This window comes from Bradyrhizobium sp. USDA 4510, from assembly GCF_054059095.1.
In genome coordinates this window covers 8,622,234-8,639,563 of record NZ_JBSSBT010000001.1, presented here as the reverse complement: position 1 = coordinate 8,639,563, position 17,330 = coordinate 8,622,234, and the positions used below count along the sequence as shown (strand labels likewise).

7 protein-coding genes and 1 pseudogene are annotated in these 17,330 nt (G+C 65.6%); 2 read left to right on the top strand and 6 right to left on the bottom strand.

Features of this window, described 5'->3' with window-relative positions; all coding sequences use genetic code 11:
- Positions 1 to 332 precede the first annotated feature (332 nt).
- The 6 genes from ACVMDN_RS40040 to ACVMDN_RS40015 form a co-directional block, all read right to left on the bottom strand.
- Positions 333 to 1,418 (bottom strand): IS4 family transposase, encoded by a 1,086-nt coding sequence (locus ACVMDN_RS40040; RefSeq protein ID WP_253604643.1) that lies wholly within the window; start codon positions 1,416 to 1,418, stop codon positions 333 to 335.
- Between the two features lie 108 nt (positions 1,419 to 1,526).
- On the bottom strand, positions 1,527 to 3,641 hold the full coding sequence (locus tag ACVMDN_RS40035; protein ID WP_076832817.1) for an acetate--CoA ligase family protein: 2,115 nt from the start codon (positions 3,639 to 3,641) through the stop codon (positions 1,527 to 1,529).
- Between the two features lie 301 nt (positions 3,642 to 3,942).
- Positions 3,943 to 4,698, bottom strand: coding sequence for a VOC family protein (locus ACVMDN_RS40030; RefSeq protein ID WP_076832819.1), 756 nt, complete (start codon positions 4,696 to 4,698; stop codon positions 3,943 to 3,945).
- Between the two features lie 3 nt (positions 4,699 to 4,701).
- Complete coding sequence (locus ACVMDN_RS40025) at positions 4,702 to 5,496, bottom strand: enoyl-CoA hydratase (protein ID WP_076832822.1); 795 nt, start codon at positions 5,494 to 5,496, stop codon at positions 4,702 to 4,704.
- A gap of 131 nt (positions 5,497 to 5,627) precedes the next feature.
- Positions 5,628 to 6,833 carry an ABC transporter substrate-binding protein gene (locus ACVMDN_RS40020; RefSeq protein ID WP_076832824.1) on the bottom strand — a complete coding sequence of 402 codons (1,206 nt, stop codon included), beginning with the start codon at positions 6,831 to 6,833 and terminating at the stop codon, positions 5,628 to 5,630.
- 158 nt (positions 6,834 to 6,991) lie between these two features.
- Positions 6,992 to 14,485 (bottom strand): Ig-like domain-containing protein, encoded by a 7,494-nt coding sequence (locus ACVMDN_RS40015; RefSeq protein WP_456813658.1) that lies wholly within the window; start codon positions 14,483 to 14,485, stop codon positions 6,992 to 6,994.
- Positions 14,486 to 14,963: 478 nt separating this feature from the next.
- On the opposite strand from ACVMDN_RS40015, the pseudogene ACVMDN_RS40010 reads away from it, so the two are divergent.
- Both ACVMDN_RS40010 and ACVMDN_RS40005 read left to right on the top strand, forming a co-directional pair.
- Positions 14,964 to 15,709, top strand: a pseudogene (locus tag ACVMDN_RS40010) (thermonuclease family protein).
- Between the two features lie 72 nt (positions 15,710 to 15,781).
- Positions 15,782 to 17,275 carry a M48 family metalloprotease gene (locus tag ACVMDN_RS40005; RefSeq protein ID WP_076824772.1) on the top strand — a complete coding sequence of 498 codons (1,494 nt, stop codon included), beginning with the start codon at positions 15,782 to 15,784 and terminating at the stop codon, positions 17,273 to 17,275.
- The last annotated feature ends 55 nt before the right edge of the window (positions 17,276 to 17,330 follow it).

The window sequence follows — 17,330 nt, the reverse complement described above, 5'->3', positions numbered from 1 at the left end:
GCAAGCGCCGCTCTCTCCACGGGTCGTCCCGGCCTAGTGCGCAATTGCGCACGGGAGCCGGGACCCATACGCCGCGGCCCGCGGAAGGGGCACAAGCGCCGTCGGCTTCTCTTACAACTCACTTCGGTGGTTATGGGTCCCGGCGCAGGCCCATAGGCGCTAAGATAGTTTGATCATAGTCTGATAGTGGCGCTTATGTCTGGGTGGCTCGCGTAGATGTCGCCGGAGAGCGTGACTGGCTCTGCAGAGTAGAGCGATTGCGGGCTGTGGAATGATCGCTTGCCGTAGCGAAGCGACGAGCTGGCGCAGCAGACGCCACGTCACTGGGTGGGTCAGGCGGCGTCGGCCAAGCGGGGAGAGTCTTCGAGTTCGTCGACGAGCGGCTCGAGCAATAGAATGATCAGCAGATGAGCGAGGATATGGGGTCTGGCGGACCGCTCGTCGGTTCCGGGAGGTCCCTTCAGGCCAATCAGGCTTTTCAGCCGCTTGAAGCCGAGCTCAATGCGCCATCGCAGCCGATAGAGGGCGAGGATATCTGCAGTCGTGAAGTCCTCTGGCCTGAGTGAGGTCACCAGGATCACCCAATCTGCGGCGTCAAGTGTTTGCCTGGAGAGCTGATGACCTCCCTTTTGTGCAGTCCGGCGCGCCTTGCGTCGCGCAGCCGCAGCAGCTTGCGCCGGCTTCTTCGCGGCAACCAGACGCACTGCGAGCGGCGGCGCACCTGACTTGCGCTTTATCCAAATCGGCCGATCGATCAGGCCACGCGCCGAGGCGTTGCGCAGTTCGGCAGTGAGGTCAACAAGATTACCTTCGGCATCGAGCCAGCGCGCGCTCTTCCAGCCGGCCCGGATCACGAAGTCCGCATCGGCATCGACGAGATGCGCCATGCGCTCCGGTTGCAGATAGGCGCGATCGGCAAGACGGATCTCACCGGCAACCGCCGGTATCCGATCCAGCGTCTCGCCCGCTCGCTGATCGGTCAGTTCGAAGTGACCAAAGCGCTCCTGCGGAAGATCGAACGCGCTATGGATACGCCACACTGCGTTCTTGTTCCTGCCGCTCGTCCCAGCCTTGGGGACCGTCGTGGCGTCAACAATACGGATCAGACGACCGCGGCTCGCCTTCGGCGCCGCGGCGGCAAGCGCCTGCTCGACCAAGATTGCCAGCCAATCTCCGCACTGACGTAAGCGATACAACAGAGCCACGTTGGAGATATCGACAAGCCCAACCGACGTGGCCCATGCCGCCGTCAACCGCAGCCCTTTCTCACCAAGGCAATAAGCCAAGATCAGGCGCAGCAAGTCGACCGCATTGCTGATCTCCCGCGGACGGACAAACGCCTTCGTCTTGCGCGCGCTAATGTTCAGAGCCTCGGCTCCGCCAAGTCGGGCGACAACGCGCGCCCAATCTTTGTTCACAAGCGATTCGTGTGCCATTCCATCTTGGAATCACAAGCGAATCCAAGGCGCAAATCCTATTTTAGCGCCTTTGGGCGAACGCCGGGACGACACCGGGGAGATATCTAGCTAACCCCTCGGCACCACCAGCGCATCGACGATCGTCACGCCCTGCCCCTCCGGGTGCACCAGCACCGGATTGACCTCGATCTCGGCTATCTCGTTCGCATGCTGCGCCGCCAGCACTGAAATCTGCGAGATCAAACGCGCCAGTGCCGTGACATCGGCCTTCGGCGCGCCGCGGAAGCCGCGCAGCAGCGGCGCGGCCTTCAGCGTCTCCAGCATCGTGCTCGCTTCAGCCGGGCTCACCGGCGCGGGGCGATAGACCACGTCCTTGAACAGTTCGGTGGTGATGCCGCCGAGCCCCACCATCACCATCGGCCCGAAGGTCGCGTCCGTCATGGTGCCGACGATGATCTCGACGCCCTTCCTGGCCATCGGCCCGACCAGCACGCCCTGGATTTCAGCGCCCGGCCGCTGCTTCTGCACCGTCTCCAGCATGTCGCGATAGGCCGTGAATGCCGCGCCCTTGGCGGCGATGTTGACGCGGACGCCGCCAACCTCGCTCTTATGCGCGATCGCGGGCGACTGGATCTTCATGACCAGTGGAAATCCGGCGCGCTCGATCGCAGCGTCGAGCCCGTCGCGGTCGGTCACCAGCACCTCATCCGGCAGCGCAATGCCGGCCGCGCGCAGCAGCGATTTGCTGTCATATTCCGACAACGTCTTCGACGTGAGATGCATGGAGAGATCGTGCGCCGGCGACGCTGATGCCGAGATCTCCGGCGCGGGCTTGAAGCCGGCATAGTCCGCCAGCCGCCGCATTGCGACGCCGACATGGGTCAGTCCCGAGAGCACCACCACGCCCGACTTCGCCAGCTCCTGCCGCGCGAATTGCGACGGCAGCGTGTAGGAATAGAACACCACCGGCTTGTTCTGCGCCGCGATCACCGGCTTCAGCTCGGCTTCCTTGAACGGCATCCGCGTCTCGCTCGACAGCGACAGCACCACCAGCGTCGCGTCCACTTCATCAGACGTGTCGAACAGCTCGATGCTCTTCTGCAGTCCGCCGGATGACACGCCCTGCGCGGTCACGTCGACCGGATTGCCCGCCGCGCCGTAGGACGGCATCCATTGCTTGATCTGGCTCTGGATCGCGGCTGAAAGCTCCGGCACGCGCAGGCCCTGCATCGAGACGGTATCGGCGCCCCAGATGCCGGCGCCACCGGACACCGTCAGCACCGCGACGCGATCGCCCTTCGGCAGCGGATTGGTGGTCAGAACCGCGGCAATGGTCACGGCCTCGTCGAGGTCGTTGGAGACGATGAAGCCGTATTTCGCGAACACCGCATCATAGGCCGCCGACCAACCCGCCATGCTCGCGGTGTGCGAGGCCGCCGCGCGCTCGCCGGCGCCGGAGCGCCCGACCTTGGTGACGATCACGGGCTTTTTGAGCTCTGCCGCGCGCTTCGCCGCCGCCAAAAACTTGTCGACGTCGCGGATACCCTCGATGAACAGCAGGATCACGTCGGTCGAGGCATCCTGCACCATGTAGTCGAGGAACTCGCCGGCGCCGAGATCGCTCTCATTGCCGGCGCTGACGACATAGCTCAGCGCGACGCCGAGCGCCTTGGCGCGATGATAGATCGCAAAGCCGATGCCGCCGCTCTGCGCGACGATGCCGATCCGCCGCTTGCTGGCGACCAGATCGGGCGCATCCGGCTTGACGTCGACGGTCGGGCTGAAGGTCGCGGCGACCTTCTGCGCCTGGCTGTAAAACCCTTCGGCGTTAGGGCCACTGATCCGCATCCCGGTCCGCTTCGCCAGCGCGACGATCGCATCCTGCATGTCAGCGCTGTCGCCACCTTCCTCGGCAAAGCCGGACGAGATGATGACCGCGTTCTTCACGCCCGCGGCGGCGCATTGCTCCAGCGCCGGCAGCACTGCACGGGCGGGAATGACGATAACGGCAAGATCGATCGGCGCGCCGATCTCGGCGACCGACTTGAAGCATTTCAGCCCGTCGATCTCGTCATAGTTCGGATTGATCGGATAGAGCGCGCCGGGATAGCCGTTCTTGCGCAGCATCGCGAGCAGCCGCCCGGGAATCTTCTCATGATCGCGCGAGGCGCCGATCAGCGCGATGCTTTTTGGGGCGAAGAAGGTATCGAGCGGATGCGGCATGGGGAGCGTGTTCCCGATTGTTGTTGTTGCTCTTGACGATATTGGATCGCTACAGCGAGCTCAACCGCTCTCCCCGCAAGCGCCAATCGTTCACCGTCACCCTGAGGTGCGATCGAAGAGAGCCTCGAAGGGTGCATGGCCACCAGCCGGGCCGTGCATCCTTCGAAACGCCGCTTCGCGGCTCCTCAGGATGACGGGAGAAAGATGCGTAGCCCGGATGGAGCGGAGCGCAATCCGGGGGCCGGTCTATCCGCGAAGAGCGCGGCCCCGGATTTCGCTTCGCTGGATCCGGGCTACGACGTCACGCCGTCAGCTTGAACGTCACGCCGCAGAGCAGGAACCCGTCGCCCTTCACCGCACAGCCTCTGGCTTTCGCGGCCTCCAGCACCTTCGCCTTGTCGGCGACCTTGAACGTCAAGCCGCTCATGATCTCGCTGTCGCCCTTGACGAAGCGGAAGGTGCTGTTCGGCAGCTTCACCACGGCACCATCGGCGGGAATGCCGATGATCCTGCCCCAATGCGTCGCCAACGCCTCAGGCTCGGGGCTCTGCATCTCGACCGTGGTCAGCGCCAAAGTCGTGTCCTTGCGGATCGACTTCTGCCAGTCGGGGCCGGCCGGCGGGTACGGCCCCAGCACGTCGTCGCTGCCGTCGGTGTGGTTGAACTCGATGAAGGCGGCTCGGCAGTCGCGCGGATGCAGCTGCACGCCGTGATACGGCGCGTGCGTGATCACGTTGGCGGTGCGCACGCCCATCGCGTTGGCCTTGGCGCCACGCGCGTCGGGATCCTCACAAACGAAGATCGCCATATAGCCGCCGCGGCCGCCGGTCTTCTCGATGAAGCGGCCGGCCGCCGTGCCCGGCCCCGGCTGGAACGGCGCGACGACTTCGAGCAGGATGGTATCGACCGGCAGCAGCGCATTCTCGAGGCCGTATTTCGCGACGTTGCCGTCGCGATAGCAGACGTCGAGGCCCATGATCGCGGAGATGTCCGCGATCACGGGCGCAAGCTGCGGCGCCACCAGGCAGATCTGCCGCAGCCGCATGTACTCGGCCATGGTCTACTGCCCCTGGAAGGTGGGCTTGCGCTTCTCGACGAAGGCTTTTGCCGCTTCCTTGTGGTCCGTGGTCTCGCCGGCACGCGTGTGGTGGATCGCCTCGCCGTCGAAGCAGGCTTCGAGGGTCATGGTCTCGGCATTGTTGATGTTGCGCTTGATGTAGCCGAGCGCCACTGACGGGCCCTGCGCCAGCGACCGCGCCAGCTCCAACGTCTCGGCCTCGACGTCGGCATCAGGCACCACCTTGGAGACCATGCCGAGATTGTATGCTTCCTGCGCCGACAGCACCGGCGACATCATGTAGAGCTCGCGCGCTTTCGCGCTGCCGAGCATCTTGGTCAGGAAGTAGGTGCCGCCGTAGTCGCCGGAGAAGCCGACCTTGGCGAAGGCGGTGGTGATCTTGCAGGAGGCGCCGGCAACGCGGAGATCGCAGGACAGCGCGATCGAAAGCCCGGCGCCGGCCGCGGCGCCGTCGAGCTGCGCCACCACCGGCTTCGGCATCTGGTGCAGGATGCGCGAGACCTCCATGCCGCGGCGCAGGTTGGCCATCTTGGCCTCGAACGGCAGCGGGGCGCGGCCTTCCGCCATCGACTTGACGTCGCCGCCGACGCAGAAGGTGCCGCCGGCGCCCCGGATCAGCACGGCGCGCACCTCGGTATCGTCCTGCGCCCGCCGCGCCGCCTCGACGAGGCCGCGCGTCATGTCGGGATTGAGCGCGTTGCGCCGATCGGGGCGGTTCATGGTGATGGTGAGCAGGCCCTTGTCGAGGGATTGGAGGACCATCTGATTATCGCTCATGGCGTTTTGCCTTTCGTTGTTATTTTGAATCCGTCATTCCGGGATGGTGCGTAAGCACCAGACCCGGAACCTCGAGATCCCGGGTTCGTGCTTCGCACGCCCCGGGATGACTGTGTGACTTCGTCACTTCGTCACTTCTTCACCAGCGGGCAGCGCGACTCCGACAGCGGCTGGAAGGCCTGGTCGCCCGGCACGGTCGCCACCAGCTTGTAGTCGTCCCAGCGGCCCTTCGATTCCGACGGCTTCTTGACCTCGAACAAATACATGTCGTGCACCATACGGCCGTCCTCGCGGATCTTGCCGTTCTTGGTGAACATGTCGTTGATCGAGCTCTCCTTCATCACCTTCATGACGGCGGCCGCATCGGTGGTGCCGGCGGCCTTCACCGCCTTGAGATAGTGCGTCACCGAGGAATAGACCCCGGCCTGTGCCGAGGTCGGCACCCGCTTGGTGCGCTCCATGAAGCGCTTCGTGAAGGCGCGGCTGTCGTCGTTGAGATCCCAGTAGAAGGCTTCCGCCAGCAACAGGCCCTGCGCGGTATCGAGCCCGACGCTGTCGATGTCGGTGACGAAGGCCAATAGCGGCGACAGTTTCTGGCCGCTCTTGGTGAGGCCGAATTCGGCTGCCTGCTTGATCGCGTTGATGGTGTCGCCGCCGGCATTGGCAAGGCCGATCACCTTGGCCTTCGACGCCTGCGCCTGCAGCAGGAAGGACGAGAAATCCGAGGTGTTGATCGGATGCCGCACGCTGCCGAGCACCTTGCCGCCCGACTTCACCACGACGTTGCTGGTGTCCTTTTCCAGGTCCTGACCGAACGCGTAGTCCGCGGTAAGGAAGAACCAGGTATCGAGACCGGATTTCACCGCGGCAAGGCCGGTCACATTGGCCTGCGCGAAGGTGTCGAACACGTAGTGCACGGTATAGGGGCCGCAGGCCTCGTTGGAGAGGCGGATCGAACCCGGACCGTTGAACATGATGATCTTGTTGCGCGCCTTGGCGATTTCGGCAGCGGCGAGCGCGGTCGCGGAGGCCGCGACGTCGAAGATCATCTCGACGCCCTGGTTATCGATCATGTCGCGGGCGATGTTGGCGGAGAGGTCAGCCTTGTTGAGATGGTCGCCGACCACGATCTCGACCTTGCGGCCGAGCACCTCGCCGCCGAAATCCTCCACCGCCATCTTGGCAGCGGTTTCGCTGCCCGAACCGGTGATGTCGGCATAGAGGCTCGACATATCGAGGATGCCGCCGAGCTTCAGCGGAGGCTTGTCCTGCGCCAGCGACGCATTCGCCGAGATCGCAAACGCACAGGCCAAAACGCCGGCCAAAACTCGTCTCATTCCAATCCTCCCTTGCAGCGCGGACCTCGTTCCATCAGGTCCGTTTCGAGGGCCGGATCATGCCGCATGGCCTGCACTGCAGCAAGCCGCAGCGGCAGCAATCTGTTTTCCACTAAGCGGAATGAAGCGCCGCGCCGGAGCTTGCGGCGGCGCTGCGATCAGAGATGAAAGTCGGGAACGGTCTGATGGGGCGTTCCCGCCGGCAGGCCGAGGAACAGGTACTGCATGCCATAATGTCCGGCGAATGCCGATGCCGTTGCATCCATGATGATGCGACCGCCCAGATCCAGATGCAATTCCGGCCGGGTAATAGCCCCGAGTGTGTAGGCCGGCACGATGGTCTCGTTGATATGCAGGGCGTCGAACACGGCGGACACCGCCGAAAGCGAGGCCGCATTACCGGGCAGGTCGACGACATCGGCGCCATCGGCGGCGAAGCCGGTCACCGCCAGCGATCCGGCCCGATCCGTCGATGACACGATGTGATCGAATACCAGCTTCGAGGAATCGCCGAGCAGCGCCGTCGCCGCGGCGTCGTAGATTGCGGTGCCGCCATCGTTCAGCGTCAGGCTCGGCGTGCCGCCATTGACATGCACCGCCTCGTTGAAGCCGACCGTCAGTTGCACCAGCGAACCCGGCGCCGCGACGCCGCCGGAGGGCGTCGCCGTGATCCCGGCGAGATGGGGCGCCGTGGTGTCGAGGGTGAACGTCAGGCTCGACGACGCGCTGACATTGCCGGCGGCGTCGACCTCCTGCACCGTGACGGAGTGCATACCATCAGCCGTAAAGACCGGCGCCGCCGTGGAGAAGCCCGAGGCGCCGTCGGCCTTGTAGCGCAGCGTGTCGGCCGCATCGAACTTGGTGTAATCGATCAGCGGATTGCTGGTGATGTGGTCGGCGCTGGAGACGCCGGTGTCGCGGTGCAGCGCCAGCGTCGGCGCCGATGGCGCCTTGGTGTCGCCGGTGAAGCTGACCGCGTTGCTCGCTCCGCCGGCGTTGCCGGCGATGTCGGTGTAGCTCGCCCCGGCAACCGAAAGATCGGCCGACAGATCGTCGGTGACATCGGCGGTGAAGGTCGCTGTGTAGATATCGTGGCCCGCGCCATTGATGCCGACATGGACGAGGCTGCCCAGCAGTCCGCCATGGACCGTGACATCGCCGAGTCCGAAACCTGCGACCGCCTCGGAGAAGGTGAACGTCATCAACGCGGCGTCGCCGGCGTGCAGCAGGGTGTGATCGGCCGCCACCGATACCGTCGGCGGATGCGTGTCGCCACCGATCGTCGCGGTATTGCTCGCCGCGCCGGCATTGCCTGATACGTCGGCATAGCTTGCGGCGGTGACCCGGATCGAGCCCGCCACGACGTCGTTGATATCGGGCGTGAAGGTCGCGGTGTAGACGTCCTGCCCCGACACGTTGAGCCCGACATGGACCAGATTGGTCACCGTGCCGCCGGCGACGACGGTATCGCTGAGCGCAAAGCCCGCGACCTGCTCGGAGAAGGTGAAGGTGACAACCGAAGTCTGGCCCGAAAGCACCGTGCTCGGGCTCGCGGCAACCGACACCGTCGGCGCCCTGGTATCGCCAGTGAAGCTGATGGTGCCGCTCGCCGCACCGGTATTGCCGCCAACATCCGTATAGCTCGCGGCGGTGACCTGCACCGAGCCCGCTTCAGTGTTGCTTTCGTCCGGCGTGAAAATTGCCGTGTAGACGTCCTGGCCCGATGCGTTGACGCCGACATGGAGCAGATTGCCCAACGCCCCGCCATGCACCGTGACGTCACCGAGCGCGAAGCTCGCGATTTGTTCGGAAAAAGTGAACGTCACCAGCGCGGTCTGGCCCGCCAGCAGCGCGTGACGGTCAGCCGCGATCGACACCGTCGGCGCCAGCGTATCGCCGCCGATCGTCGCGGTGTTGCTTGCCGCGCCGGCATTGCCGGCCACATCGCCGTAACCGGACGCATTCACCTTCACCGAGCCGGTCTCGGTGTCGCTGACATCGGGCGTGAAGGTCGCGGTGTAGACGTCCTGCCCAGCGCCGTTGAGCCCGACATGCACGAGATTGCTCAGCGCGCCGCCATGGACGGTGATGTCGCCAAGGGCGAAGCCCGACACCGCCTCCGAAAAGGTGAAAGTCGCGACCGAGAGGTCGCCGGCCAGCACCGTGTCGGGATTGAGCGTGACGGAGACCGTCGGCGCCAGCGTGTCACCGGTGAAGTTGATGGCGTTGCTGGCAGCGCCGGCGTTGCCGGCCGTATCGCTATAGCTCGATGCATTGACCTGCACCGAGCCAGCCTCGGCGTTGGTGACGTCGGGCGTGAAGGTCGCGGTGTAGATGTCCTGGCCGGCGCCGTTGACGCCGACATGGACAAGGCTGCCCAACGCGCCGCCGCTGACGCTGATGTCGCCGAGCGCGAAGCCCGCGACGGCCTCGGAGAAGGTGAAGGTCACGACCGCGGTCTGGCCGGCAAGCAGCGTACCATGGTCAGCTGAAACCGACACGGTCGGCGTTTTGGTGTCGCCGCTGAAGTTGATCGTGTTGCTCGACGCGCCGGAATTGCCGGCAACGTCGCTATAGCTTGACGCATTGACCTGCACCGAACCTGCCTCGGTGTTGGTCACATCGGGCGTGAAGGTCGCGGTGTAGACGTCGTGGCCGGAGCCATCGACGCCGATATGGGTGAGATTGCCCAGCGTACCGCCCTGGACGGTGACATCACCCAATCCAAAGCCGCCGACGGCCTCGGAGAAGGTGAACGTGACAACCGCGCTATCGCCGGCAACCAGCGTGGTGTGATCGGCTGCAACCGCCACCGTCGGCGCCTTGGTATCGCCGGTGAAGCTGATCGCGCTGCTTGCCGCGCCGGCGTTTCCGGCGCTGTCGGTATAGCTTGACGCGTTGACCTGCACCGAGCCCGCCTCGGCGTTGGTCACGTCGGGTGTGAAGGTTGCCGTGTAGATGTCCTGGTGCGCGGCGTTGACGCCGACATGCACGAGGTTGCTCAGCGCGCCGCCGCTCACCGTCGTGTCCGTCAGCGCAAAGCCGGTGACCGCCTCGGAGAAGGTGAAGGTGACAATCGAGGTCTGCCCGGCCAGCAGTGCGGTCGAGCTCGCCGCAACCGACACGGTCGGCGCGATCGCGTCGATCACGAGATGCAGGTCGGTCGCCGCATGGGTCACGTCGGCGTCCTGGCCGCCGGGATCCCTGATCGTGCCGCCGTTGAGCGAGAGGCTCTGCACCTGAAGATCGGACGTGCTGTCGCCGTCCTGCACCGTGTAGCTGAACACCAGCGCCTGCGAGCCGCTGCCGCTCAGATAGGTCGCGGCCTTGCCGTCGTTGAGCAGCAACTCCGGCGCGCCGGTCACGTTCACCGTGTTGCTGAAGTTGACGGTGATGGTCACTACCTTGCCGGCGTTCAGGATCGTGAGATGATCGGTGGTGTCAGAAGTGACCGAGGCGATGCTCGCCTGTGACCGGATCTCGAGATGCGGAGAGGCCGAGCCGTCGGACGCCAGCATCAGCGAGCCGGCCGAGGCGCCAGCGCCAAAACTCAGGTTCAGTGATGCGAGCGTCGTGCCGCTGCCGCTTTTCACCAGCAACACGCCGTTCGCATAGGACAGCGTCGTCGTGGCATCATAGGCGATGTTGCCGAAGTCGATGGTGTCGCCGCCGGCAAAGCCGGTGATCGACGTGCTGAAGGAGGCGCCGGAGAATGCCGCGGCATCGAGCACGAGTTTTTCGGTACTGCCGTCGGTGAAGGCGATCGCGCCGGTCCCTGCCGCGCCGTTCGCCGCCAGCTCCAGGATGGAGCCCTTGATGACGGTGCCGCCCGAATAGGTGTTGTGCGCGGACAGCACCAACCGGCCGCCACCGGTCACCTCGACATCACCAGGCGTCGTGCCATCGGAAATGACGCCGCTCTGGGTAACGGTCTCGCCGGCGGCGACGTTGAAGACCGGATCGCCCGCGACGGTGATGTTGCGGGTCTGCGTGAAGCCGTCGGTGAAGCTGATACCGGTGCCGTCGCCAAGCTTCAGCACATTGGTCACCGCGCCGAGATTCACGTTGGCGGAGATCGACACCCGGGTGTCGGCGCCGCTGACCGTGGTATTGCCGGTGTAGGTGTTGTTGCCGCCGAGGATGACGGTACCGCCGCCGCTGATAACGAGACCGCCGACGCCCGCATTGGCACCGGTGCCGCCATTGCCGCTCTGGTCCGCGATGTCGTTGACGACCGTCAGCGTCTGGCCGCTGGCCGGCGTGAAGCTGAGATTGTTGTTGCCCTGGATGAAGATGCCGGAGCCGAAACCCGAGCCGCTGGCCTGGCCGATGCCATTGGTGCCGCCCTTGACGGCGCTGAAGCCGGAATCGTTCGACAGCGAGCCGCCCTTGACGGTCAGCGAGCCGCCTTGCTGAACGAAGATGGTGCCACCAGCGCCGAGGCCGCCACCCCCACCCGCCGTGCCATCACCGCCGCCGAAGCCGCCGAGCCCGCTGACGCCGCCACCGCCGCCGAAGCCGCCACCGCCGCCATAGCCGCCGCCGCCACCGAAGCCACCATTGCCGAACGCCCCGCCGCCACCGCCGTAGCCACCATTGCCGCCGTCGATTGCGTTGCCGCCGCCGACGCCACCGCCGGTACCGTGCGCGCGGTTGTTGTTGCCGAAGAAGCCACCCGCGCCGCCGCCGCCGCCATTGGCGCCGCCCGTTCCGCCATACCAGTAAAGCATGGTCCCGCCTCCGAACGGGATCAGGTAGCCGTCGACGCCTTTGCCGCCCCCCGCGGCGCCGGGAACGATGCCAGCGGCCCCGTTCTGAAATGCGGCAGAGTTCGCACCCTGTGCGTGAAGGCCGATGCCGCCACCGCTGCTGTTTCCGCCTTGGCCCCCCATGCCGCCACCACCGCCGAAGCCGTCGATGTTGGCGTTGCTCGCGGTACTGCCGGTTCCGCCATTGCCGCCGATCGCGGCACTGTTGTGAAATACGACATTGTCGATCGTGGCGCTGCCGTTCGCCGAGACGAACAGGGCGCCGCCGAGCCCGGCGCCACCGCCGCCGCCGCCCTGGATGATGCCGCCGCCGGCCGCCACCGTGTTCTGGATGGTCAGGTTCTCGAGATTGACGTTGCCCGCATAGACGAAGAACCCACGCTGGGCGTTGAGGCCGTCGATCGTGTGCGTGCCGCCGTGGCCGTCGCTGCCGTTGATGGTGACGCTCGATCCGCTCAAGAGATTGAGCGCGTACAGCTCCGACGAGAGGCTGAAGCTGGCGGTGATGTTGATGGTGTAGTTGGCATTCGGCGCGGCGTTCTGGCCGCCGGAATCCATCTGCAGGATGGCCGCATTGAGCTCGGTGACGTTTGAGACATTGAAGACGCGGGTCGACACAAGCTGCACGACCGTGCCGCCATTCGCATCCTGCGAAAGCTGGAAGCGGGCGCCGCCGTCGAGCCCGTTCACCGTCAGCGTATCCGTCACTGTGCCGTTCGAGATCGAGAGCGTGTTGCCGGAAAGACTGACCGTGTTGAGCGAGGTATTCTGGGTGTTGTAGTGCAGCCCGGTCAGGTCGATGGACTGGCCGGGATTGAAGTTGGAGATGCTGTTGGTGAGCGCGTTGCCGGTCAGCGCGGCGTCGTCGATCTTCAGCGTGCCGGGAAGGCCGGTCGTGAAGGAGATGTTGCCGGTGCCGGCTGCGCCGGCCGTCGCAAGCCACACTGTGCCGGAATAGATCGTCGTGCTGCCATAAGTGTTGGCATGGCCGAGCACGAAGGTGCCGCCGCCGTCGATGCCGAGATTGCCGCCGCCACTGATCAGGGCGGTATCGGTGACGGTTGCGCCGTTCGCGATCTTCAGGAGCGAGCTGCCGCCGACCGAAATTGAGTCGTCGAACGTGCCGCCCGTCGTCAGCGAAAGATGCGCGCTGCTCAGGTTGAGCGTCCCGGTCAACCCCGCGAGCTGACCGAGCCCGAGCTGCAACGTGCCGGCGCCCGACAGCGTGAACGTACCGGAGCCGCTGATCGCGCCGGTGTCGGCAATCGTGCCGGACGAGATGTCGAAGGTGCCGCCAGCGGCGGTGACCTGGATGTTGTGGGTGAAGGTGTAGCCGCCGGTCGTGGTCAGCGTGCCGCCGTTGAGGATCAGCGCACCGGCCGAACCGCCGATGTTGTTGTCGGCCGTGATCGAGAGAGTGTTGCCGGCATCGATCTGCGTGCCGCCGACATAGGTGCTCGCACCCGTCAACGTCAGCGTACCGCCGCCGGAGACGACCAGCTTGCCAGTGGTGCCGCTGCCGCTGATACCCCGCTCATCGGCGATGCTGTCGCCGATCGTCAGCGTGGTGACGGTCTGCAATCCCTCGAAGACCGTGGAAACGGTGTGCGTCGGCGTGACGACCATCGTGCCCTGGATGAAGATGTCACCATAGGCGGAGCCGTTGCCCGCACCATTGGCACCGGTGCCGCCGGTCTCGGTCGCATCCATCAAGGTGCCGCCGATGACGGTCAGCGTGCCGCCTTGTTGAACGAAGATGTCGCCGCCGGCGCCAAGGCCGCCGCCACCGCCGCCGGCGAGCGAGCCGCTGCCGGCGCCGAATCCGCCGGTGCCGGGCGTGCCGTTCGAACCGCCGCCTCCGCCGCCGAAACCGCCATTGCCGCCGGTATGCGCGTATCCGCTGCCGTTACCGGAGCCGCCGCCTCCGCCGGCGAAACCACCATTGCCGCCGCCATAAATGCCGCCGCCGCCACCGCCGCCCATGCCGCCGGCGCCGCCGAAGCCGATCAGGGTGCCCGAGGGGCCGCCGCCCACCGAGTTGGCGCCGCCGATGCCGCCGCCGCCGCCACCGACACCGCCGCCACCACCGCCGCCACTCGCGCCACCGCCGGCATGTGCTCCGTAGCCTGAGCCGCCGTAATTGTCGGCGCCCTGTCCGCCGCCCGCCGCACCTTCGATCGTCGCCGGTGTGCCGCCCGCGGTCTGCGCCCCGGTCGAGGGATGCTGGCTGTCGGAGCCCGCCTCGCTGTAACCGCTGCCGCCATTGCCGTGATAGCCGTAATAGTCTTGGCCGCCGAAGCCGCCGCCACCACCACCGCCGCCATTGCCGCTGCCGCCATCGGCACCGATGCCGCCGCCACCGCCGCCGCCGCCGGCCGGATCGACCACGCCGCCATCGCCGCCCTTGGCCGTGTTGCTGCCGAAATTGACGTTGTTCAGCGTGACGTTGGCGTTCTGTCCGACGAACAGGCCGCCGCCGAGGCCCGCGCCGCCGCCGCCACCGCCGACCCCGCCATTGCCGCCGCTCGCAACCGCGTTGACGATCGTGAGGTTCTTGAACGTCACCGTGCCTGATGTGACGACGAAGCCTTGATAGCCGCGCGCATCGACGATGTCGCTATAGTCCTGTCCGCCGAGTTGATTGTTGTAGTCGGAGTTGCCGTCGAAGGTCAGCGTTGAGCCGTTCATCAGATTGATGGCCGGCAGATCGTCCAGCAATTGCAGCGTGCGCGCGCCGGACGAGAGCGAGAAGTTGATGACGTAATCGGTGTTGGCCGCAGCCAGACCACCACCGACGCTGATCGCCGAGATCGCGTTGTAGAGCTGGAGATAATCGTGCAGCGGATCGCTGGTCGTCAGCGTCAGAACAACGGGATTCGACACAAGGACCTCGGCAATATGCGTGAGCGACCGCAATCGGTCGCCTTTCAAAAAATTGCCGAATAGTTACCTTGCGCCGCAAGTCATTGGCAACAATAACGAATTCTCATTCCGCGCACGGAGTTGCAATCATGAATGGGTAAGGTTGACGCGTGTGAGGGCCGCTCGACGCACGATCGGACGGCAATTTTCGTCACGACAAGGGGTGCTGAAGACGAGTTCGTCCCGCGACAGGCACGCATTGATGTGAAACACCAATTTCGCCTGTGCACGCGATGAGAAGCGCCGCAGAAAAATTGACCACCGAATCAACGATGGCATCCCTCGATGCGATTTCGCTTCGCTTGTGGTGGCTCTGAAGCGATCTTTCCGTCAGACTGTCCTTGTTGGCGACCACGCTCCGAGCGGAGCGCGCCGAAGTGACGAGTGCCGCATGACGCCTCCACGCGATAGTGCATGGCGTCGCCGTCCGTGGGCGGTGATGATGACAGCATGCGTCCTCGCGATCGGCGCGTGCAGCGGACGCGCCGAAGCGGCTGGATGCAATTTCGAGATTCAGGGCGAGGGTCGCGTCGCCGCCATCGTCGATGCGCGCAGCCTGCGGCTCGACGACGCCCGTGAGGTCAAGCTCGCCGGTATCGAGGTGGCCGACAAGGCGAAGACCATCGCTGCACTGACGGCGCTGCTGGTCGGCCGCGAGGTGACGCTGCGCGGACAGGACGACACGCCGGACCGCTATGGCCGGCAGCTGGCCTACGCATTCCTCGAAGGCAGTGAGAAGCCCGTGCAAAGCGAGTTGCTGCGCCAGGGCCTCGCTGTGGCGTCATCCGAGGTCGCCGACAAGGACTGTGCGGCGGCGCTGATGGCGGCCGAGGCCGAGGCCAGGGCCGCCCGATCGGGAACCTGGGCCGAGGCCACCGTCATAAAAAACGCCGAAAGTTCCGCCGATATTTTGACCGGGATCGGGCGTTTTACAGTGGTCGAGGGCAGGGTTTTGTCCGTGCGTCAGGCGGGCGCGACGACCTACCTGAATTTCGGTCGAAACTGGACTCAGGACTTTGCTGCGACTATTTCAAGGCGCATAGTCCCTGCGTTCGAGGCGGCCGGGCTTGCGCCCAAGTCTCTGGAAAATCGTAAGATTCGTGTACGAGGCTGGGTGGAAGCACGACGTGGCCGCGAATCGAACTGCTCCGGGTGGGGCAGCTTGAAGTGCTCGGCGGGAACTAGAGGCCCAAGGGACTCAAGAGACCCAGGGGCCATGCCCCGGTCTTTTTACGGGACAATTTGTGAGTTTTTGACGTGATTGAGCGCGCAGGACGGCGTGAAGAGGGGACTGGCCGCCGCCTTTTGGCTGCGCCGGCGCTCGTCTGCGCCGCCCTGACGCTGTCGGCCTGCGGCAATGTCGGCCGGTTCGAGCAGGCCGCGCCCACGGCAGCAGCGGCGCCGGTAAAGCCGAACCGCGTGGTACAGCAGACGCCCACGAGCGAACGCGAGCATGAGCGCATCCTGTCGTCCTATGGCGGCGCCTACGACGACCCGAAGCTCGAGGCCCTGATCAGCAAGACCGTCGAGCGGCTGGTCGCCGCCTCCGAACGGCCCGACCAGGCCTACAAGGTCACGATCCTCAATTCCGGCGCGGTCAACGCCTTCGCGCTGCCGACCGGCCAGCTCTATGTCACGCGCGGCCTGATTGCGCTCGCCAGCGACACCTCCGAGCTCTCCTCGGTGCTGAGCCACGAGATGGCGCATGTGCTGGCCAAGCACGCGGCGATGCGCGAGGACCAGGCCCGCCAGGCGGCTGTGGTGACGCGCGTCGTCACCGACATGAGCACCGATCCCGATCTCACCGCGCTGGCGCTCGCCAAGACCAAGCTGACGATGGCGAGCTTCTCGCGCCAGCAGGAGTTCGAGGCCGACGGCATCGGCGTCGGGATCGCCGCTCGCGCGCATTTCGATCCCTACGGCGCGGCGCGCTTCCTGACCGCGATGGAGCGCAATGCCGCGCTCAAGATCGGCAAGACCGCGCTCGATCCGCGCGCGCAGGACTTCACCTCGTCGCATCCGGCGACGCCCGAGCGCATCAACAACGCGCAGACCACCGCACGGCAATACTCATCGCCCGAGAGCAACGAGCGCGATCGCGAGACCTATCTCGCCGCGATCGACAACATCGTCTATGGCGAGGATCCCAGCGAAGGGTTCGTGCGCGGCCGCCGCTTCCTGCATCCCAAGCTCGGCTTCACCTTCACCGCGCCCGATAATTTCACGCTCGACAACACCGCGCAGGCGGTGATCGGCGTGCGCGAGGGCGGCAGCCAGGCGATGCGCTTCGACGTGGTGCGGGTCCCGGCCGAGCAGTCGCTCGGCGACTACCTGAATTCGGGCTGGATGGAAGGCGTCGAGAAGTCCTCGACCGAGGACCTCAACATCAACGGCTTTCCGGCGGCGTCGGCCACCGCCCATGGCGACCAGTGGCAGTTCAAGGTCTATGCGCTGCGCTTCGGCAGCGACGTCTACCGCTTCATCTTCGCCGCCAAGCAGAAGTCCACCGAGAGCGAGCGTAACGCGCGCGAGACCGTCAATTCGTTCCGCCGCCTGACGCTCGACGAGATCCAGGCCGCGCGCCCGCTGCGCATCAAGGTCATTAACGTGCAGCCCGGCGACACCGTGGAATCGCTGTCGCACCGCATGTCCGGCGTCGATCACCCGGCCGAGCGCTTCCGCGTGCTCAACGGCCTCGACGCCCATGCCCAGGTCAAGCCGCGCGACCGCGTCAAGATCGTGGTGGATTGAGGCCGCGAGGCGTCGTGCTCGCGCCTCACCACCGCTGTCGTCCCGGCGAAGGCCG